At 43.8% G+C, this 21,492-nt stretch carries 17 protein-coding genes; 13 read left to right on the plus strand and 4 right to left on the minus strand.

Annotated features, from left to right (window positions below; translation table 11 throughout):
- The first annotated feature begins 89 nt into the window (after positions 1-89).
- From MKY95_RS16235 to MKY95_RS16255, 5 genes are all read left to right on the plus strand, one after another.
- Positions 90-1,322, plus strand: a complete 1,233-nt coding sequence (locus tag MKY95_RS16235) for a PTS transporter subunit EIIC (protein WP_062834547.1) — start codon at positions 90-92, stop codon at positions 1,320-1,322.
- Positions 1,323-1,341: 19 nt separating this feature from the next.
- Positions 1,342-3,615, plus strand: a complete 2,274-nt coding sequence (locus tag MKY95_RS16240; protein WP_339199835.1) for a glycoside hydrolase family 3 C-terminal domain-containing protein — start codon at positions 1,342-1,344, stop codon at positions 3,613-3,615.
- Positions 3,616-3,872: 257 nt separating this feature from the next.
- Complete coding sequence (locus tag MKY95_RS16245) at positions 3,873-4,955, plus strand: ABC transporter substrate-binding protein (protein WP_339199837.1); 1,083 nt, start codon at positions 3,873-3,875, stop codon at positions 4,953-4,955.
- 212 nt (positions 4,956-5,167) lie between these two features.
- A complete protein-coding gene (locus MKY95_RS16250) occupies positions 5,168-5,827 on the plus strand; it encodes a TetR/AcrR family transcriptional regulator (RefSeq protein ID WP_339199839.1) in 660 nt (219 codons plus the stop codon).
- Positions 5,824-6,960 carry a choline esterase gene (locus MKY95_RS16255; RefSeq protein WP_339199840.1) on the plus strand — a complete coding sequence of 379 codons (1,137 nt, stop codon included), beginning with the start codon at positions 5,824-5,826 and terminating at the stop codon, positions 6,958-6,960. The genes MKY95_RS16250 and MKY95_RS16255 overlap by 4 nt, the downstream gene beginning before the upstream one ends.
- 131 nt (positions 6,961-7,091) lie before the next feature.
- Here the strand turns inward: MKY95_RS16255 and MKY95_RS16260 are convergent, their stop codons facing one another.
- Both MKY95_RS16260 and MKY95_RS16265 read right to left on the minus strand, forming a co-directional pair.
- Positions 7,092-7,430 carry a cupin domain-containing protein gene (locus MKY95_RS16260; RefSeq protein WP_074095159.1) on the minus strand — a complete coding sequence of 113 codons (339 nt, stop codon included), beginning with the start codon at positions 7,428-7,430 and terminating at the stop codon, positions 7,092-7,094.
- Positions 7,431-7,509: 79 nt separating this feature from the next.
- Positions 7,510-8,337: an AraC family transcriptional regulator gene (locus tag MKY95_RS16265; protein WP_339199841.1), complete on the minus strand. Its 828-nt coding sequence runs from the start codon at positions 8,335-8,337 to the stop codon at positions 7,510-7,512.
- 203 nt (positions 8,338-8,540) lie between these two features.
- Here MKY95_RS16265 and MKY95_RS16270 point away from each other — a divergent pair, with 203 nt between their 5' ends.
- From MKY95_RS16270 to MKY95_RS16295, 6 genes are all read left to right on the plus strand, one after another.
- Positions 8,541-10,010, plus strand: coding sequence for a HAMP domain-containing sensor histidine kinase (locus MKY95_RS16270; RefSeq protein WP_339199843.1), 1,470 nt, complete (start codon positions 8,541-8,543; stop codon positions 10,008-10,010).
- Between the two features lie 6 nt (positions 10,011-10,016).
- A complete protein-coding gene (locus MKY95_RS16275; RefSeq protein ID WP_339199845.1) occupies positions 10,017-10,709 on the plus strand; it encodes a response regulator transcription factor in 693 nt (230 codons plus the stop codon).
- A gap of 119 nt (positions 10,710-10,828) precedes the next feature.
- Complete coding sequence (locus tag MKY95_RS16280; protein ID WP_339199846.1) at positions 10,829-12,337, plus strand: S-layer homology domain-containing protein; 1,509 nt, start codon at positions 10,829-10,831, stop codon at positions 12,335-12,337.
- Positions 12,338-12,347: 10 nt separating this feature from the next.
- A complete protein-coding gene (locus tag MKY95_RS16285) occupies positions 12,348-13,052 on the plus strand; it encodes an ankyrin repeat domain-containing protein (protein WP_339199848.1) in 705 nt (234 codons plus the stop codon).
- Positions 13,053-13,364: 312 nt separating this feature from the next.
- A complete protein-coding gene (locus MKY95_RS16290) occupies positions 13,365-14,078 on the plus strand; it encodes a glycoside hydrolase family 16 protein (protein WP_036615630.1) in 714 nt (237 codons plus the stop codon).
- 188 nt (positions 14,079-14,266) lie between these two features.
- Positions 14,267-15,952, plus strand: coding sequence for an extracellular solute-binding protein (locus tag MKY95_RS16295; RefSeq protein WP_339199849.1), 1,686 nt, complete (start codon positions 14,267-14,269; stop codon positions 15,950-15,952).
- Between the two features lie 155 nt (positions 15,953-16,107).
- Here the strand turns inward: MKY95_RS16295 and MKY95_RS16300 are convergent, their stop codons facing one another.
- Both MKY95_RS16300 and MKY95_RS16305 read right to left on the minus strand, forming a co-directional pair.
- Positions 16,108-17,748, minus strand: coding sequence for a response regulator (locus MKY95_RS16300; protein WP_036615627.1), 1,641 nt, complete (start codon positions 17,746-17,748; stop codon positions 16,108-16,110).
- A gap of 11 nt (positions 17,749-17,759) precedes the next feature.
- Positions 17,760-19,469 carry a sensor histidine kinase gene (locus MKY95_RS16305; RefSeq protein WP_036615626.1) on the minus strand — a complete coding sequence of 570 codons (1,710 nt, stop codon included), beginning with the start codon at positions 19,467-19,469 and terminating at the stop codon, positions 17,760-17,762.
- A gap of 212 nt (positions 19,470-19,681) precedes the next feature.
- Here MKY95_RS16305 and MKY95_RS16310 point away from each other — a divergent pair, with 212 nt between their 5' ends.
- The gene (locus MKY95_RS16310) at positions 19,682-20,566 is read left to right on the plus strand and encodes an ABC transporter permease subunit (RefSeq protein ID WP_100527900.1); all 885 of its coding nucleotides are present in this window, start codon (positions 19,682-19,684) and stop codon (positions 20,564-20,566) included.
- A 15-nt stretch (positions 20,567-20,581) separates the two neighbouring features.
- Positions 20,582-21,460, plus strand: coding sequence for a carbohydrate ABC transporter permease (locus tag MKY95_RS16315; RefSeq protein WP_017688354.1), 879 nt, complete (start codon positions 20,582-20,584; stop codon positions 21,458-21,460).
- Positions 21,461-21,492: the final 32 nt, after the last annotated feature.

Consider the following 21,492-nt stretch of genomic DNA (forward strand, 5'->3'; position numbering starts at 1 on the left):
ATGATGCGGCAAGTTCCAACAAGAAAGCGTTAACACAAATCGATATACTATGGTTGTGGCAGCTTAGAGGAAGACAGGGGGAGTTTTGGATGAAGCGTTTCATGAAATGGATGACAGATTCGTTTGCGCCAAGATTGGAGGCGTTTACGAATAATATTTGGGTTTCTTCGATTCAAGAAGCCATCATGGTCGCCATTCCGATGATTTTCATCGGTTCGATTATTACATTGATTTCGATTTTGCAGGATTTCATTCCGGGAATGCCGGACCTGACACCTATCACGACATTCAGTTTCGGTTTGCTTGGGTTGTTTATTGCTTTTTTGACGCCTTATGTCGTGATGGAAAAAAGAGAACGACACAAAATCAAGTTGCTTGCGGGAATGACGGGGATATCTCTGTTCGTTATGCTGCTTAACCCGACAGTAAACGAAGACGGTACCATTCAGTTCATCCTTGAACGATTTGGACCCTCGGGGATGATTACAGCACTCTTGGTAGGTGTATTTGTCGCTCTAGTAATGATCATGTGCAACAAATTTTCGTTCTTCAAAAAAGGGTCTTCACTTCCCGAATTCATTATGGACTGGTTCGATTTTCTCGTCCCGATCGCCCTGGTATTAACAACAGGATGGTTGCTTGTATATCAGCTTCATTTTGATATTTTTGGACTGATCGTGAACGTATTTGAGCCGATCAATGCCGTTGGACAAAGCTTAACCGGATTTTTATTGTTCAATTTCATTGGCGTTGTACTGTATTCTTTCGGCGTAAGCCCGTGGGTCATGACACCGATCTGGTACGCAATCTGGATACCTGCAATCGAAGAAAATGCAGCTCTTGTCGCAGCGGGACAAGATCCGGTCAATATTAACACATTTGAAACCTTTTTCTCCGGCTGGCTGGGTATTGGCGGTATGGGTGCGACTTTGCCGTTAGTTGTTTGGTTCCTGATGGCACGTTCGAAAAAACTGAAATCTGTCGGCAAGGCGACGATTATCCCGTCCTTGTTCAACATTAATGAACCTGTCGTGTACGGAGCACCGATTGCCTTTAATCCGTTACTCATGGTGCCGATGTGGATTAACTCACTTATCACGCCGGTGATTGTGTACTTGGCTCTCGACTGGGGTTGGGTACGGATCCCGAGCCAGATCTTCCAGCTATGGTACACGCCAATCGGCCTGTCCACCTACATTATGTCCGGACTCAATGGGCTTATCTTGCTGGCGGTCGTCCTGGTGATTGTATTTATTGTCTGGTTTCCGTTTTTCAAACTGTATGATGCACAGGAACTGAAGAAAGAACAGGAACAAAATTGATATTAGAAGGGTGAGTACTATGGATAAATCAATCAATGAATTGTTGACGGCATTAACGCTGGCCGAGAAAGCTTCACTCTGCGCAGGATTGAATATGTGGATGACAAAAGGAATCGAGCGGTTAAACATTCCGCCAGTTCATATGTACGATGGGACAAACGGCATCCGTAAAACAAACAGCGATGAAGAAATGGGGATTACAACGGAAAATGTACCCGCAACCTGTTACCCTACGGGTTCAGCCATCGGTTCTTCGTGGAATACGGATTTATTGTATGAAGTCGGTGTGGCACTGGGACGTGAATCCAAAACCATGGACGTTGAGCTGCTGCTTGGACCTGGTGTCAATATGAAAAGAACGCCGCTTGGCGGAAGAAACTTCGAATACTACTCGGAAGACCCATACTTGACGGGGGAACTTGGAGCGGCGTTTATAAACGGGATCCAAAGCGAAGGCGTGGGCGCTTCTGTCAAACACTTTGCGGGTAACAACCAGGAGTTCGAGAAGATGGTAACCAGTTCGGAAATCGATGAGCGAACGCTCCGCGAGATTTACCTGAGCGCCTTTGAACGTATTATTAAGAAATCCGATCCTTGGACGGTTATGTGTTCTTATAATTTATTGAATGGAACGTATACAAGTGAGAACGAACATTTGCTGAATGACATTTTGAGAGAAGAGTGGGGTTATGAAGGTGTTGTTCTATCCGACTGGACAGCTGTCAATGATCGTATACGCGGACTGAAGGCCGGGCTTGATCTGGAGATGCCGGGTCCCGCCAATTACAATGCCAAAGCAATCATTGAAGCGGTTCAGAACGGAAGCCTTGCCGAAGAACAGTTGGATCGCAGTGTGGGCCGGATTTTGAAACTGGTTGAGCGGGTAACGGGCAAGAAAGACAAGGATTCTTCTCCAGATTCGGACTATCATGCACTCGCGCGTAAAGCGGCGGCCGAGAGTATTGTGCTTCTGAAAAATGAGAACGCGATTCTCCCGCTAGGGCAGGAGTCCATTTCGTCGATTGCCGTGATCGGACGGTTTGCCAAAAAACCGAGAATACAGGGAGCGGGCAGTGCAAAAGTAACGCCTACAAAAATCGATATTCCATGGGACGAGATAAAAAATCTGGCTGGTGATGCCATGACCATGACTTATGCAGAAGGGTACCCGGAGGATGACTCCATCAATGATGAGCTAATCAAGGAAAGCGTATCATTAGCCATGAATTCCGATGTTGCTGTACTGTTTGTTGGCCAACCGGAATATGCGGAATCGGAGATGCATGATTTGCAAGGCATTGATCTTCCCGAGCATCAAGTGAAATTGATTCTCGCGGTAGCCGCGGTTCAGCCCAAGTGTATTGTCGTGACGAGCAGCGGCTCCGCGCTGGCTATGCGCCCATGGGTGCAGCATGTACCTGGTGTGATTCATTCTTGGTTGTCGGGTCAAGGCATGGGTAAAGTGATTGCAGATGTATTATTCGGACAGACAAATCCTTCGGGCAAACTTTCTGAGACATTCCCTGTCAAACTGTCGGACAACCCTTCACATATGCGAATTCGCGGAGAGAACGGCAAGCTGTATTATCGCGAAGGCCTGTTCGTGGGTTATCGATATTATGACCGGAAAGAACTGGCACCTCAATTCCCGTTTGGACACGGATTGTCTTACACATCGTTCTCCTATACGGATCTGGAAGTGGCTCAGACCCATACCGGTGTTACTTTGTCCTTCCAATTGAAAAATAACGGAAAGCGCAAGGGGAAAGAAGTTGTTCAATTGTATGTTCATGATGAAGAGTGCACATGGACCCGTCCAGAGAAAGAATTAAAAGCTTTTGCTAAAGTTGAACTGGAGCCGGGTGAAAAACGCAAGATTACTTTTGAACTGGAAGAGAGAGATTTCTCATATTACAACACCAAGTATAACCGTTGGGTGGCTGAGACCGGATTTTTCCAAATTTCACTTGGCAGCTCGTCCAAAGATCTCCGAATTACGGAACGTCTGCATTGTGACTTTGGTAAGGAAGAAATCACATTCCACAAATTCAGTCTGCTCAGTGAGTGGATGAGTGATCCTGTAGCGAAAAAGGAATTGGAGCATTGCCTGAATGAAATGAACGAGCACGTTACGGACAAGGTATATCTTAACGAGGAGTTTGTGGGATTCTGGGCAGATTTCCCGATGATCAAAGTGTTCCAAATGTTCGGCCAACAATGGATGAATGAGCGGTCACCTGATGAAATTATTAATGAACTTATCGCCAAAGTTAATCAGGCACGTAATAAATAGTTAAGTAAAAGAGGAACCAAGTTCAATCCCGTACAGGGGAGATGAACTTGGTTTTTCTGTGAGCCACCAGGTTGCATGAACTAAAATTTATGGCCAAAGTAAGAGGCACCCATATGGGGCTCTTTTTATCCATCAGATAAATGATATTGATTATTGTTCTCATTTACACACTTCGACATTTACTGTATACTGACAATAGTTATTTTACATATGGGTCTAAAAGACAAGAGAGAATTGAAAAGGGAGAGATTATTTACATGTTAGTATCCGTTAAAAAAGGGATGTTTCTTTGTTTGATTACTGCAATGATTCTGGTGCTCGCAGCGTGTTCAAGCAACAATGGTGGCAGCAAAGATGCAAATGACAGTTCACAGCAAGCTGCGGAGAGCAACGCCCCGAATGCAGCAACAAATGGGGAACAAACCGACGCAGACGCTTCAGCACCTGCTGAAACAACTTACCCGGTAACCGTTTCAAACTATACAACAGAGAACGGCACATGGGTGAAGAAGGATCAAACGTTTGACAAGGCACCTGAACGAGTAGTTGCCAATACCCAGGGTGCAGCCGAGCTGATGATTCGCCTTGGTTTGACAGACAAACTTGTAGGTGTAGCTGCGTTGTTTGGTAGTGTACCTGAAGATATTGCTGATGAATTTAAACAAATTCCTGTGCTTGCTGAAGGCTATGTAGGTAAGGAAGTGACAATAGGCGCTACGCCTGACCTGGTTGTAGGACGTGGTGGATTGTTTGAGGATGCGGACTGGGGTGTTGGTACAGTAAGCAGCTTGAATGATATGGGGATTAAAACGTATGTACAAAGCACCAGTGTTCCTGATGCATCGTTAGATAGTCTGTATCAGGATATTACTGAATTAGGTGAGATATTCAACGTACAAGAGAATGCAGCGGCATATATTGAGACACTTAAAGCACGCGAGAATGCCTTGTCGGCCCGAGCTAGCGCTGAAACGATCAACTATGCATCTTTTTCGGATAATGGTGATGGAACCATTGGAATCTACAACGGAAACGGAGATACGTTTATTGAAAGTGCAATGTCATTAATCAATATGCATAATATGCTGATTAATGAAACTGGCACACTCAGTCTGGAGAAGTTAATCGAGATTAATCCAGATGCAATGATTATTTCGAGGTATGCAGGTGGTATTGATCCAGAAGAAACGATTAAAAAGCTGCTTGCCAACAAGCAGGTGCAAAACATTAACGCAGTTAAAAACAAAAAAATCTACATTATCGATTTCAACAACTTCTGGGGTTACGGGGATTCCATCTTCACAGGTGTTGAAGGACTCGCTGATGATCTCGAGTTGTAATGAAGCCAAGGACAAAAACATAGTACCATTAAAAGTCGCTATTTTAGCGGCTTTTTTTGTTATCAGGGACCAAATTCCTGTCTAAAGCTGTTCCCGGTCAGCCTGAATGATAGCGAGAATGGAGTGAACACTCTATTTTAATACGATTTGACTTGTGAATGAATTATCAGTATAGTGTGAATCAGTTCACACTATACATTAAGGAGTAGTCTATGCCAAAAAATACTTTCTTTCGTTTAGACGAAGCAAGGCGCGAGGAAATATCGAATAGCGCTATGCATCTTTTTGTTGATAATCTTTACGAGGATATAACTATGAAGATGGTTTTGGATAGTTTGTCCATGCACCCCGGAACATTTTATCGGTATTTTGAAGACAAAGATGACCTTTATTGTCACTTAATACGTATTGTGACCCAGAAAAGAGCTACATACTTCAGTAACAGTAATGAAGATTCCCTTTACAGCTATTTCCTTACTGGCTTATTTGGTAACGTTAATGGCATGGTGACCGAGCCACTGAATGAGTTGGAAATCAAACTGACTAAAACATGTTCATATATTCCTGAGGACATTTTGCTGAAAGTATATGTGAATGTGTTAAAGGGCGAGTCATTCCCCATGATCAAGGACATTTTACGCCGAATGAGGGTTGATGGATATCTCCGACCGGATGTTGACGACGATCTGATCTCTTTTATGTTTGAGTCAATGCAGCTTAATTTAATCTTGTTTTTTAGGGAATTCGATATTAAGGACTCTGAGCTGCAACATAAGATCAGCAAGTACTTTGCTGAATTTATGGGTCATGGGCTGCTTGAAGATCATAAATATTCTGAAATGGTTAGCGATCTTAAGGGGGAAAGAAAATGAAAACCTATGACGCATTTCCAGAACCAATTGGGGGCTATACTGTCGGTCGAACCCAGATGGATTTGGAGTACACGGCATCAGATTACTCCAAAAGAGAACTGACCGCTTTTGTGTACTATCCGTCTGACAGTAGCGAAGGTAAGACTACATCAACGTACATGTTTCCTGAAGTCTACGAGATGTTTAATGAGCAGCCACTTGTCACCGCGTTGAAGGATGTTTTCTCTATAGATATCAAGACCCAGTGTTACGACGACCTTGCTCTTTCCGGGAAGGAAAAGCGCTATCCAGTGTTATTCTATGTGTGCGGTGGGGGCGGATCTCCAGAATGGGGGACAGTGCTCTGTACAGACTTGGCAAGCATGGGGTATGTTGTGGTAAGCATCGGCCATCAGAATAGCACGATGTATAAACGTAAAGATGGGCGCCTGTTTAATGTATCCAAGGACTTTTCGGATGTCCTTACAGCCTTTGGTGAAGATCCGGAGATGCTAACGTTAGCCGGTAAGATGGAGATGCGGCCTGACGATGAAACTGCCATTGAGATGTGCCGTAACGTGCTTGCACTACCGATACTTTCCAAGATAACAGAGTATAGTGAATTACAGGCAGAAGATGTAAGGTATGTAGCCGATTATCTTTACAAACTGGACTCTGGAGAGCTGAATTTCATCTTTAAGGGCAGATTGTTGCTTGACATCGGCATGGGTATAGTCGGACATTCTTATGGAGGGCCTACGACGGCGATGGTTTGCCGGGATGACGACAGATTCGCCTGCGGGATTGGTTTGGATAGCGGTGCGTTTGGACTTCTTGACAGCGATCTTAAAAAACCTTTCTTGTTCCTGTTTTGTGAACCTAACTATAATATGAATGCGGTTATTGGCGCTAACAATAGCATGGAAACCTATTATTTCTCAGTTGATCGTGTTGCACATTTGGATTACTGTGACATCGTGTTTACCAGTGTTAATGAGGAACTCAGAGGTGAACGGGATGTTATGGAGATGCGAAATCTTGTTACAGACTATGCGAAGAACTTTTTTGATCAATACATACTGCAGAAGGCAACAAGTGTGGAAAGTCTGGCATACGATGGTGTGGAATTGATCAAGAAGACCAGCAACAAATGACATAACCGAGAGATTGCTGATTAATGCATGTCAAAAAGCTAGCCGTACAGACGCAGAGCCGATAACCCCTATTACGCGGTTATCGGCTCTCTGATATTGCAAATTAACTTCCTGGTTCCAATAACTGACGCTTATTCGGCCTTAGTCCCGCCAGTGTTTACTTCGCTTCCAGGCTCCATCAACATGATATGACATTCCTTTTCGGCGGAAGGTTTGATCTCGACTCCCTTAGGGACAATATACATCTCGCCCTTGGAAATCTTCACTTGCCCATCACGAAAATCAATTATCATTTCCCCTTCGAGCACAAAAAATAACTTGTCAGTCTCCTCATGAACATGCCACTCAAAATCTCCAGCAATCTTAACGATCTTAAATTGATAGTCATTCATTTCACCAATGAGTTTCGGAGACCAAAGATCGTTTAATTTCGAAAATTCCTCATTTAATTTAATAGCTTGATAGTGCATCGTCATTCCTCCTGTGTATTAATCCTATATGTTCAGTATACTGATTTAAGCTTTGGTATAACATGGATGCCTATTGAAATCAGGATGGATTATTGATGAACTTCAGACGATACTCCGTAGGAGAAATACCACATTGTTTCTTAAACACTCTGCTAAAATAAAAGGGGTCAGCAATGCCAACGCTCTCGGCAATCTGTTGTACAGACGCATCACTTGCCAATAACATTTGCTGTGCCATGTTTATACGATATTTCAATACATATTCTGCTGGACCCATACCTGCATGTCTTCTAAACACATAGGAAAGTCGATTTCGATTAACATTATTTTGTTCTGCAAGTGATGCGACAGTCAGACTTTGATCATAGTGTTCTTGGATATAGGTAGAGACCCGTTCGAATAAAGTATCTGATTCACAACTATTTTGCCTATGATCAACACATATTAAAGTCTCATTCAGTACATCGCGAAACAGCATCTCTGTCTGAAACTTTGAAATACCTCCGCGCTGATTATACACATGCCAAAGACGCATGATTAATTCGATCAGACGTGGGGATCGACCCGTTGATAATTCAAAATGCTGATGGGAAAAGCTTGTCTCTTCGAGGTCCGAACTACATATCCGGTATAAAACGAGGATATATTCCCAGTCCGTTCTATGAAACACGGTTTGATCCAGTTTCATTTTCGCGCCCCCATGTACAACTTTTCCTGGTGAAAAAATATAGGGTGTACCATCAAATTGAAATTGTATTTTTCCTGTAAGAGGAAATACAAATCCAGGAAAAGAATCGGTATAGTCAGCCTGGGGAACCCCTGGATTTCTAGCATATCGATATACGCCTTCTACTTGAAAAGGAATGTGTGCAAAATGCGCTGCTAACTGATTAACGTCTACTTTCACATTACGTACCTCATTTCAAAAGTGTTTGCCGGTCATTCTAAGATAAATCGTTGTGCACCTTACTCCAACATTATTGATAACGATTATCACTGTCAACATATATAATGAAAAAGAAAGCTCTTTTTTACATATGGGCAATAGAATCCATCTTGTGTTAACATGTGCACTAACTAATCCAATTGTTTGCTTGAGAAGGGGAACCCATGTCAATTCGAATAAAAATGCTGCTGTCCTTCACGGGCATGCTTGTTATAAGTCTACTGTTCATCCTGCTTACGGCAAGTCTGTATACGATTGCGGCTACAGGGGATCTACAGAGTTTCCGCGATATTTACAAGGTACATTATCAGATCAACCCCCTGACTGAACAGGGAGAATCGATCTTTCAAGAGATGAAGTTTCTGGCCAAAAATGACCCGGATGACCTGCAGAACAAGGTTTTGCTGCGTGAATATGATATGAAGCTTCGAGCTGAGAAGTCAGGGCTCTACATCAGACGAGAGAATAGTCAGATCTTCGAATCACTGACCTTCAACCAGCAAGAACTGAAGCAAGCACTGCCTGCCTATGATCTTAACAATTATCAGATTCGGAGCACCTTCAATATTGGTGAGCGATTTTACGCGTATGCAAAATTTGATTTTCAATATTCAGATGGGGAACGGGGGAGTATCTTTGTCATTCGCGAGAGAAGCCCCTTTGCGGAGCTTACTCGCAAGTTGCTGCCTGTGATGTCATTCCTGCTTATTGGTGTCCTCATCATTGCAAATCTGCTCTTGTTCCGCTGGATCACGCGCAGCTTCATTAAACCCTTGAATCAACTACGAAGTTCAGCCGAACATATCAAGGATGGTAATCTATCCTTTAAACTTCAGCTAAACTCTAATGACGAGGTTGGTCAACTCAGCGAAGCGTTTGAGAGCATGCGGAATCAATTACAGCTCTCCTATGCGTTACGACAGCAGGACGAAGTGAACCGCAAAGAGCTTATCTCCAACATTTCGCATGATCTCCGTACACCGATTACCAATATCAAAGGGTATATTGAGGGTATTCGTGACGGCGTGGCTAATACTCCAGAGAAAATGGAGAGTTATGTTAATATCATTCACTCCAAAGCAGTTAGCATGGATAAGCTGGTGGATGAACTGTTTTTGTATTCCAAGCTCGACTTGAACCAAGAGCCGTTCCTGTTTAAAACAGTTGATCTCGCTGATTTCCTTGAAGATAGCATCGAAGAGCTGAGATATGATCTGGAGGATAAAGGTGTTGCACTGGAATGGAATAACCAGGTGTCTGGTCCCGCTATGGCTGCTGTGGATCCGGAGAAGTTAAAACGTACCGTTGTTAATGTGGTGGATAATGCACTCAAATACATGGAGAATGAACACAAACGATTCGAGATTACACTTCAAGCTGATGAGAAATGGATTACGATGGGCTTTAAAGATAATGGCAGGGGAATACCCGAAGAGGCACTGCCTTATATATTTGAACGCTTCTATCGTGCAGAACAATCCCGCAATTCTTCAACGGGCGGAAGTGGGCTCGGGCTAGCAATTGCCCGCCAAATCATTGATGGACATGGGGGCTTCATCTGGGCTGAAAGCCAGCCCAATGATGGCACGAGTATATATATCAAACTGAAACGGCTGAATGAAGAGAGGGATTAATAAGTAATGGCAAACATTTTGATCATTGAAGACGAAACAACGATTGCGGAACTGGAACGGGATTATTTTGAGCTCAACGGATTTTCCGTGGATCTCTGCCATACTGGAGATGAAGGTCTGAAGCAGGCACTGGAGGGGGAATATAATCTGATCATTGTTGATCTGATGCTTCCGGGACTCGACGGCTTCGAATGTTGCAGGCGCATTCGTGAAGTAAAGGAAGTTCCCATCCTTGTCGTTTCCGCGAAAAAGGAAGAAATCGATAAGATCCGGACATTTAATCTGGGAGTGGATGACTTTATTACAAAACCGTTCAGCCCGAGTGAATTGGTTGCACGAGCAAAGGCTCATTTGACCCGATACGAGAGACTACTTGGCAAAAACAAACCAGCTGAGCAGGATGAAATCCACATTCGCGGGCTTCACATTGATAAAGGATCACGCCGCGTTTTTGTTAATGGAGAAGAGGTGGCGATTACAACGAAGGAATTCGAGTTACTTGTATTTCTTGCGAGTCATCCCAACCGTGTATTTAGCAAATCAGATCTGTTCGAGCGGATCTGGGGCATGGATTCCACCGGAGACATTGCAACGGTTACCGTCCATATTCGCAAACTGCGGGGGAAGCTGGAGACAGACCCCAAAAATCCGGAGTATATTGAAACCGTCTGGGGTGCAGGCTACCGGTTTACTGCATAAGTTTCGTGAAAATTTAGAGCCAGTTTATATTTTGTTAATAACTTTAGCCTTGGGAGTTTCTTTTTGTCCTCTATTCTATAGATACAGGCAACTACAACCTATAGAGGAGGAATTCAACCATGAATTCTACAACCCGCAAAATCGCTACATTTCTAACCATAACTGCATTAGGTACAGCAGTGTTCCCGTTAACTGCGAATCAAGTACATGCAGCTACATACGTTACTAACATTGCGGCAACAACCACACAGCTTAATCAACAACAGATTGAAGCTGCTATCAAGGATCTCAATAGCTTGGGGATCATGAACGGGTATGCAGATCAATCTATGGGTGAACATCGAGCAATTACCCGTGCGGAGTTAGCTTCATTGGTTTTCAAAACGTTTAATTTGGAGAGCAAGACGGGAGAAACCGTAGAATTGACGGATGTGAATCCGAATGCATGGTATGCGCCATATGCGTCAAAGCTTGTTGAACTTGGCATCATGCAGGCTAACGATGGACAATTCAATCCGCAAACTCAAGTGTCGGATGCTGAACTCGAACAGGTCGTATCCAAAGCGATGCAACGTGATGTAAAGTCCGTTCACCATTGGATGAGCGAGTTCTACTCCGAGAACGGTACAGCAACGCGCGGCGAAACAGCAGTGCTGTTGCAAACTGCACACCAAGCTATTCCTTCGGAGCAAGCTCAAATCAAGAGCGTTAGATCACTGAATGCCATTACGTTAATTGTAACTTTTGACAAGCCGCTGACAGCAGCGAATGAAGCTTTTGCCAAGGCACAAACGGACTTTGCGTTTAGTGGCGGGTTGACGTTAACCAATATGCCGCGTTTGAAAACAGGGTCAATCGCGACTTACATCGTTCCAACGTCCGTACAAGATGCTAGTGAAGTGTACAACCTGACTTACAAAGGCCAAGACGCTGGTTCCTTTGAAGGCAGTGGTACGAAAATAAACATGACAACGGTTAGTCAAGTAACGAATGATACATTCGAGATTGAAGCATTGCAAGTGAACAGTGTCGTGGATTATGGTTACATCATTTCGGCTTACAGTGGTGGTCGAGGAGCTAATGCATTTGTGCTGAATGATCAAGAGCAAGCAGGAGGCAAAAAGTATCAGATCATCTCTTCCATGCAGGCAAGACAAGTTGTAATTACGCCAGAAGGTGGCGAGCCTATCGTTGCCAGATATGTTCCGTTCACGCAATCCACAGATGGCAAACAAGAACCGAAGTTCCGTTTGCCTGAGGGACAAACGTTGAAATCAGGTGTCACATATACGGTTTCTTCGGATTGGGCCAACATCGAAAATGCTTCATTTACGGCGAAATCGTTTGATCCACTAGTGGTTGCAAGTGCTCAAGCAGTGAGCGAAACCTCCATTGAAGTTACACTTGACCAGGACCCTGGGGATGAACTGTTCTCTGGTCGAAGTGTAACGTTAACTTCACCTAGCGGGGATGTTCTGACGGCCACTTATAAATATTCAAGTCGAAAAGGTGCGACGGGTGTATTCGACCTAACGAATGATGGGAAGTTGACTCCAGGTACTACGTATACAATAAACCCAGTTGGGGATTGGAGTATCGCTTCTTCGGTCACCTTGACACTGGAGTAAAGGAGGTAGTATGAGTAAATCGCTGATCATCGTTGTCCTGATAAGCAGTATGTTGATCGTCCAAGGCTGCGTGCCTGAAATGAGAAACGACTCTAAAGTGGAGGTAAAGGCCATGACTTCAGCAGATGAACAGCTGTTCAAGGCAGTAGAGGACAGCGATACTGAACGCATCGAACAAATGATTCAAGGAGGCGCCAATATCAATGCTCAAGATCAGAGTGGACGAACGGCTACAATGATTGCAACTTACAATAATGATCCAACATCGGCTAAAGTGTTAATTGAAGCGGGGGCAGACGTGAATATACAGGACGATATGAAAAACACCCCGTTTCTGTATGCTGGTGCTGAAGGATACTTGGATATTTTGAAGCTGACAATCGAGGCGGGAGCGGACCCAGCGATAACGAATCGATATGGAGGGACAGCACTTATTCCAGCTTCGGAGCATGGATATGTGGATGTAGTGCAAGAACTACTGACTCAAACTTCGGTGGATGTGGACCATGTGAATCAATTGGGATGGACAGCACTACTCGAAGCGATCATTCTTAACGATGGCAATGCTCGGCAGCAGGAGACGATACAATTACTCATTGACCACGGAGCAGACGTAAACATATCGGACCGTGATGGGGTGTCACCACTCAGTCATGCGAAGAATAATGGCTTCAAAGAAATTGAAGACATTTTGGTACGAGCTGGTGCGAAATAGAACCCTTTTAGGGTGAATAAAGAAACAAACATGTTGAGATATATGTAAAAATGGTTTTCATGGAGCGCCTGATTCCTTCTATGCTGAAGGGCAGGCGCTTCATTCAATCCATCTTACGTGTATGAAACTGGCATAGTCTTAACATAACATGATTAGATACAAGAACGAAGATCTTAAAAATTGAATATCTCTGCTTTAAAGTTTGCTATAGTTTACCACCATGCTTCCGGATAAAATGGAAATACCAACCATGTAAGCGCTATCTATTATTGCGCTGATTATACATGTTGGAATCATTCATGGAGGTGTATGATGAAGAGGAAGTCTTGGTATACTTTGGCGGTAACTGGTGTCATCTCTTTGTTTTTTTCGGTAAGCGCTTTCGCGGGTTATGTGTTCTGGGAACCTCTAACCTATTTTAACGCAAGTACGTGGCAAAAAGCGGATGGGTATTCCAATGGGAACATGTTTAACTGTACGTGGAGGGCTAACAATGTTAATTTTACAAGTGACGGCAAGCTTAAGCTTGGTTTGACCAGCTCTGCACAGAACAAGTTTGATTGCGGAGAGTATCGTACCACGAATACGTATGGGTACGGCTTGTATGAAGTCAGTATGAAACCTGCCAAGAACACAGGTGTAGTTTCCTCATTTTTCACATACACAGGTCCTGCACATGGCACCCAATGGGATGAGATTGATATCGAATTTTTAGGAAAAGACACAACCAAAGTACAGTTTAATTATTATACCAATGGGGTTGGTAATCATGAGAAGATTATCAATCTAGGGTTTGATGCATCCCAGGGCTTCCATACGTACGCATTTGACTGGCAGCCGGGACATATCAAATGGTATGTTGATGGTGTATTGAAGCATACGGCAACCAGCAATATTCCTAAAACACCCGGAAAAATCATGATGAACCTGTGGAATGGAACAGGAGTAGATAGCTGGCTCGGTCCTTATAACGGGGCTAATCCGCTCTATGCTGAGTACGATTGGGTTAAATATACGAGTAATTAAGCAGACTGAAGCAGCCGTTAGCGGCTGCTTTTTTCTATTTTCTGGTATTGTATTTATTCAATATATGTATTCAATATCCAATATCCTAAATTAATGCAATAAATGTTGCAATATTAGTATGGGCATAAATATCAAAAATTCATTATGATTAACCTGTAAGCAACATTACATAGACTGGGGGAACGAAGTTGGACACAAGTAAAAAGAGACGAGTAGGCAGTTTGGTCATGATCGGTGTATTGGCTCTATCTGCAGCCCTGAGTGGGTGTAGTAACGGGAGCGACAAGAAAACAGAATCGAGTACACCAGCGACAACGTTGGAGCTCAAAGATGGAAAGTATGATCCACCAGTATCCATTACGTATTTACGACCATGGGGTCCAGACGTGAAGTTTAAGTCAGGCGAGGATCAGGATAATAATGTCCATACAAAATGGGCCAAGGAGAAACTCGGAATTGAGTTGAAAAACCAGTGGATATCTCCTTCTACCAATAATGCATTTGAGACGAAACTGCGCCTGTCACTGGCTTCCAATGCGGACATGCCAGACATTATTTCGTATCGCGGCGAATTCAATCTGGTGCGTGAATTGATTGAGTCCGGAAAATTTGTCGATGCGGGCGAGTTGTTTGACAAATATGCCAGCGACACATGGAAAGCAGCCGTAAACGAAGATCCTTCCGTATGGTATCCATACATGCAAGATGGCAAAAAGATCGGTATTCCGATTCTGGACTATTCCTATAATGGTGATCCTGTCATGTGGATCCGTGAAGACTGGATGAAGAAATTCAATCTGGAAGCACCTAAAACGATAGATGATCTTGAAGTCATTATGGAAACGTTTACGAATCAAGATCCGGATGGCAATGGGAAGCAGGACACTTACGGACTCACCATTGGCTTCAAGAACTGGCTGAACACATGGATGTCTGAAGCTGGGTGGGTATTTGGCGCTTATGGTACAATGCCAAACCAATGGAATCTGACGGCAGACGGAAAACTTGAATACGGTTCCGTTACACCTGGTGCAAAACAGGCTTTGGCCAAATTACAGAGCTGGATGAGCAAAGGGTATATCCCGGAAGAAGCCGGCGTGTATGACGAGACAAAAGCAGCTGAAGAATTTACTGCCGGAAAAGCAGGTATTGTGGTTGGTCCTCACTGGATGCCATCCTGGCCGCTGGAGGATGTGAAGAAAAACAATCCTGAGGCTGAATACAAGGCGTATCCAATTCCTTCTGGTCCAAACGGTCAAGCAGGCAGACATGGTACGTCAAACGGAAATGGCGTAGTTCTAATTAACAAAGACATGAAAAATCCGGAAGCCTTTTTCACCTATCAGAACTATCTCTTTGATCACTATGCGAATCCTAAAGAGGGCGATGAGTTTGAGCATGGATTTGCGGAAGGATACGATTGGGTTATGGTAGATGGGAAACCATCAACCGATGCAAGTCTTACGGGGGGTTATGCTCCCGAGAAGTACACTTTGACTTTTGATGGAGCGAGAATTCCGAATCTGAGTATGACAACACTCGCGAAGCTGGCAAGTGGTGAAGAAGCAACAACGCCATTTGAGAAAAAAATCAAATCAGGTGTACCAGTACCTATGCTTGATGCAGCCAAGATTGTTTTGGATCAAAAGGACATCGTGTTCAATCAAATGTTTACCGGTGCACCTTCAATGACGATGCAGATGAACAATGACATTTTGACAAAGATGGAGAAGGACACCTTCTCTCAAATTGTGTATGGCAAAACCTCTGTGGACGCGTTCGACTCATTTGTTGAGAAGTGGAAGTCTTCAGGTGGAGATCAGATTACGAAAGAAGTTAACGAGTGGTATGATTCCGTGAAAAGCGGAAAATAGGATGACGCAGGGCTGGCTGAATTGAATCATCGCGGCCACATAAGCACCAAAAAGGCATTGCAGGAGAAGATCTCCGGCAATGCCTTTTTGTATTTGATATGGAGTAGGGGAAACCAGAGAAATACCAGAACGTCAAGTCTAGTCTGTGTACTCTCTTAAACCGGCAGATTTTCCCGATATTCTTGCGGTGTAAGATCATAAAATTTCTTGAAAACTCGGATGAAATATGCGGTATTGTTGTAACCAACAAGTTCTGCAATCTCAAACACTTTGGCGGTTGATGTTCGCAAATGATAGGCTGCTTTCTCCATTCTTAACCGGTACACATAGGCAGTAAGTGCTTCACCTGTCTCCGCCTTGTATACCTTGGACAAGTAGACTGGGTGCAGATGCACATGGTCGGCAATTGCAGGCAGTGATACATCACCAGCCAGATGAAGGTCGACAAAACTTTTGACGCTGCGCACAATGGTGCTGTGATTGTCTCTAAGCTCTTGTTCAGCATCATCTCGTATGTAATGAAGTGTACGCACGGACCAGTCCTGTAGCTGCTGCGCAGTGGAATAGCTGGGAGCTTGAAAGTAACGATAGGACTCTGCTGGTATCAAAGAAGAGATTTGTTTGCCATTTTTATGAATGATGTACGCAAACGCGCCCGCAATAGCAAAATACACCTCAAAGGTTGACTCGGCAATATCATGATGTTCATTGGAATGCAGCAGTTCCGCAAAAATGTGTTCGATTTTCTGTTCCACATCCTCAAAGCGACCAGCTTCGAGCAGGCTAATCAACGTTGGTGGCTGATACAGCGACCTGATCGTATGTAGAGGGTTGGCATCCGTTTCATCGGAAGCGGTGACAAACAAACCTTGCACCTGACCCATCCGTTTACGCATGGACATAACCGTTCGCTCATAGAGTTCTCCAATTTCATGGGGAAACTTGCCCCAACTGGAGACGGAAATGGAGATTGCACCTTTCAGGTATAACTGAACATTGGTTTGAATCTGGGCAGCATACTGCTCAAGCAATGTCTGAGGCGTCTCACTCCTGCTATAACTCATCGTTGTGGAATGTTTCATGCTTACCAGAACAACAATGTAATCATGAACGTCTCGTGTGTGCCAGATATGAAAATGATTATGCATCACTTCACTTATGATATTACATATCGCATATTCCATTAGGGCCAGGTCGCCGTGCGCCATATCGGATAGATGTTTCTCCATACGGATAATCAACATGCCGAGATCTTCTCCTACGGAGTAGGGAAGCTCCAGCAGATCAAGCTTGTCTGCCAGCGTCTTCTGATCATAGACTTTTCCAGTCAGCAACTCATGCAGCATCGTGGATTGAAGCAATGGCAGATGATCCTGAAAGGCGTGTAAGGCTCTTTGATGAGATGCTGCGGTTTCCCACTTTTCTTTAATTCGATGAACAAGACGTTGCACGGATTCGATCAGATCTTCATCACTAACGGGTTTCAGTAAGTAATCAAAGCTTTCCTGCGCAATGGCCTGTTTCGCATATTCAAAGTCGGCGTGACCTGATAACAGAATTGTCTGCACATGAGGCCACTTTTCATGAATTGCTGTAATCAGTGCAATGCCTGACATTTCGGGCATACGTATATCCGTAATTACAATGTCAATGTCGTGGTTGTCCATAATTTCCAGCGCTACTGCACCGGATAATGCTTCATGAACTGTACCGATCCCGCAGCTTTCCCACGGAATGGTCTCTGCCAGCGTTTCCACGACGGAACGTTCATCGTCAACTAATAATATTTGCAACATGGGTCGTTCACCTACTTGTCTGTATTGTCGTGCCACGTGATGTTAACTTTAATCCCACCCATTGAAGAATGATCATAAGATAGTCCAGATCCTTCACCGTACAGAAAAGATAAACGCTGATGGACATTCCATGTACCACATCCCATATTCTCATCCAGCGGTTTAAGAAGATTATCTCTCAGATGATCAAGTTGTTTCTCAGACATGCCAAGCCCGCTGTCCTCCACGATAATTGTGTACACATCATCCTCGCAGTCCGCATAGATTTTAATCTCACCATCTACCGATTTGGGCTCCAGACCATGAATAATAGCGTTCTCAATAATAGGCTGGAGGGTTAGTCTGGGAACTGTTTTATCTAAAATATCATGGGGCACGTCGATTGTAAAATGCATTCGTTCCAGACGAAGTGACTGGATTTCCAAATAATTTTTGACCATTGTCAGCTCTTCACGAAGCGTGGCTTGATCCTTTTCGGACCTGGTTATGTATCGGTAATACTCCCCCAGATTCAGTGCCATGGCTACCACGGCCTTTTCATTTTTCATTCGGGCCATGTTCTTGATATAGAACAGACAGTTATATAGAAAATGCGGATTAATCTGCGATTGCAACTGTTTGAGCGTGGCTTCCCGACTTCTTAATTTCTCCTCATATACATTCTCGATTAATTCTTGAATTCGTTGAGCCATGATGTTGAAACGTGCAAATAACAGGCTGAACTCATTGCGTGCAGAATGATGAAGCCGAACGGAAAAGTCCCCGGTGGACAAGCGATTTGTCCCCTTAACCAACTGTAAAAGTGGAAGCTGCACACTTCGGTAGAGTGTATATAATACAACAACGCTCATCACGATCAGAACGGCAATTGAAGCGTAAAAAAGATTCCGGCTGCTCGTAATCGGTTTCAAAATTTGCTGCATAGGCACATAGTCAATATAATACCAGCCGAGGCTCTTGGATTGAATGTAGGAGACGTAATATTCCGTTTTGTTCAACGTTGTACTGAAGCCACCGCTGGCCTGCAGTTTTGCTTCTTTCAGGGAAGGCAGGATTGCGTTCAAGGTCTCCTTTCCAGAACTATTGCTGATTAATCCATAATCGGGATGGAACATGAACGGGTCGCCTTTATTATTTAACTTGTTTTGATTAAGAAGTGCAGTTAAGTGATGAACTGGAAAACTGATTTTGGTAATCAATCTGGCTTTGCCAGGTCTCGCCATCGCTGTCGTTGGATCGGTAGTGTACCAGATAAACTGATTGTCGGCATAGGTCCAGGATTGCGAGAGAGGCTCCTTAAATTCATCATCCCTGTACGGAATGTAAGCATAATAATCCGTTGATATCACTTTTTGCATCCTTGGGAAGTATAGTGTGATGGTCGAATGCCATTTGCTTGCTGCGTTGTACAGATTCATTTTCTCCAGAATGGCACTTCCAACTTTCACACGTTCATAGGGAATGTCCTTGTAGTCGGGACGTTGATATTCCTGAATACTCGAATCTTGCCCAATAGACATCCCATACAATGACAGTTGGTAAATATTGGATTCTACTGAATCAGCAAATGTTGAGAGATGATTCATCGTATTGTTTTGAATCTCGTGTTCGATAACACGCACGCTTTCCCGGTTCGAGTATGTATAGAGAAACAGCACCAGAATAAGCAGCATCACAAACAACAGTGTAATTTTGGTAAAGACATTCAAGCGTGTGAACAAAGTCCAACCTCCTTAATCTTATTAAAATATTGATATCGTTGTTGCAATATTAGGATATAGATCACAAATTTCCATTGCTATAATTTTAATATACAAGTTCACGATGACTTGTAAAATACAAAATTTAGAACATGGGGGATGCAGGAGTGAAGGAACATACGTTAGAAACGCCGCATAAACGGCGCTCCACCAGGGTTAAACAGCGCTGGAATATGCAACGGAACTGGACCTTGCATATGATGCTCATTCCAGCTGTATTGCTGGCACTGGTGTTTCAGTACATACCGATGGGTGGCATTGTAATTGCTTTTCAGGATTTCAAACCATACTTGGGATTTTCTGAATCCAAATGGGTGGGTTGGGACAATTTCCGATATTTATTCTTATATCCGGACGTAGGTCAGGTGATCTGGAATACGCTGGTCATTGCATTTTTCAAAATCATCGCAGGACTGTTCGCTCCATTCCTGTTTGCCATTTTGCTCAATGAAGTGCGCTTGACGGCATTCAAGAGAGTAAGTCAAACGCTTGTGTATCTACCGCATTTCCTATCATGGGTTATTCTCGGTGGTATTCTGCTCGATATCCTGTCTCCTCAGGGCGGCATGGTCAACCAGCTTGTCGTAGCCTTTGGAGGAGAACCGATCTTCTTCCTGGGAGACGGTACATGGTTCCGAATAACGCTGATCCTCAGTGATGTGTGGAAAGAATTTGGTTTTGGTACGATCGTATTTCTGGCTTCTCTCTCAGGAATTAATCCTGCACTCTACGAGGCTGCCGAAGTGGATGGGGCCAACCGATTTAAACAGACGCTGCACATTACGATTCCGGCATTAATGCCGATTACAATCGTACTGATGACACTCTCTATCGGCAATATCCTGAACGCCGGTTTTGATCAGGTGTTCAACTTGTACAATCCGCTTGTGTATGACAAAGGCGACATCATTGACACCTTTGTATATCGACTCGGGATTCTGAACGGGAAGATGAGTTTTGCCACAGCAGTAGGGTTGTTCAAATCTGTGGTTGCTACCATTTTGATTGTTATATCTTACAGAATGGCTTACAAACTAGCTAATTATCGAGTTTTCTAGAGAGGAGAAAAGGGCTTGTATTATAAAACAAAAGGATACCGCATATTCAGCATCGCTAACTATACTTTTCTTGGGATATTATCGATACTCTGCATTTTACCAATTATTCATATATTGGCTGTTTCATTCAGCAGTATGGCGCCAGCATCATCAAACCTGGTTACCTTCTGGCCCATCGGGTTCACAACCGACGCATATGTGAAAACATTCGGGAATTCAAACTTCATCAACTCCTTGATCGTATCACTTAAACGGACTGTAATTGCAACGATCATTGGTATGGTCATCATGCTCTTAACCGCATTTCCGTTGTCGAAGGAAGACATCAGTTTTAAAGGTCGCTCCTTATATACGTGGTTTTTCGTATTTACCATTTTGTTCAGCGGCGGTTTGATTCCAAGTTACATTCTGATCCAGAAGCTTGGCTTGATGAATACAATCTGGGCGCTTATTCTGCCTGGCGCACTGTCCGTGTGGAACGTTATTCTCATGATGAACTTCTTCCGCGGTCTGCCCAAAGAACTTGAGGAAGCAGCTTATTTGGATGGAGCAGGTCATATCAAAACGTTGATTCTGGTCTACGTACCGCTTTCACTTCCAGCTATCGCAACCTTGTCCTTATTTACGATGGTATATCAGTGGAACTCCTGGTTCGACGGCATGATCTATATGTCTGATATTAAAAATTATCCACTTGCTTCTCTATTACAGACCATTATTGTTCAGCAAGATCTCAGTAAAATCAACGTCGATCCTTCCATGTTGGAGAATATCTCGCAGCGAACCGTACGCGCAGCACAGATCTTTATCGGCGCGCTTCCGATCCTGATGGTATACCCGTTTTTACAACGTTTCTTCGTTAAGGGGATCGTTATTGGAGCAGTCAAGGAATAGGCTATGCAAATGCAAGGATAACTGAGCTGAGG

It is taken from the genome of Paenibacillus sp. FSL P4-0176, assembly GCF_037975265.1.
GTDB lineage: Bacteria > Bacillota > Bacilli > Paenibacillales > Paenibacillaceae > Paenibacillus > Paenibacillus amylolyticus.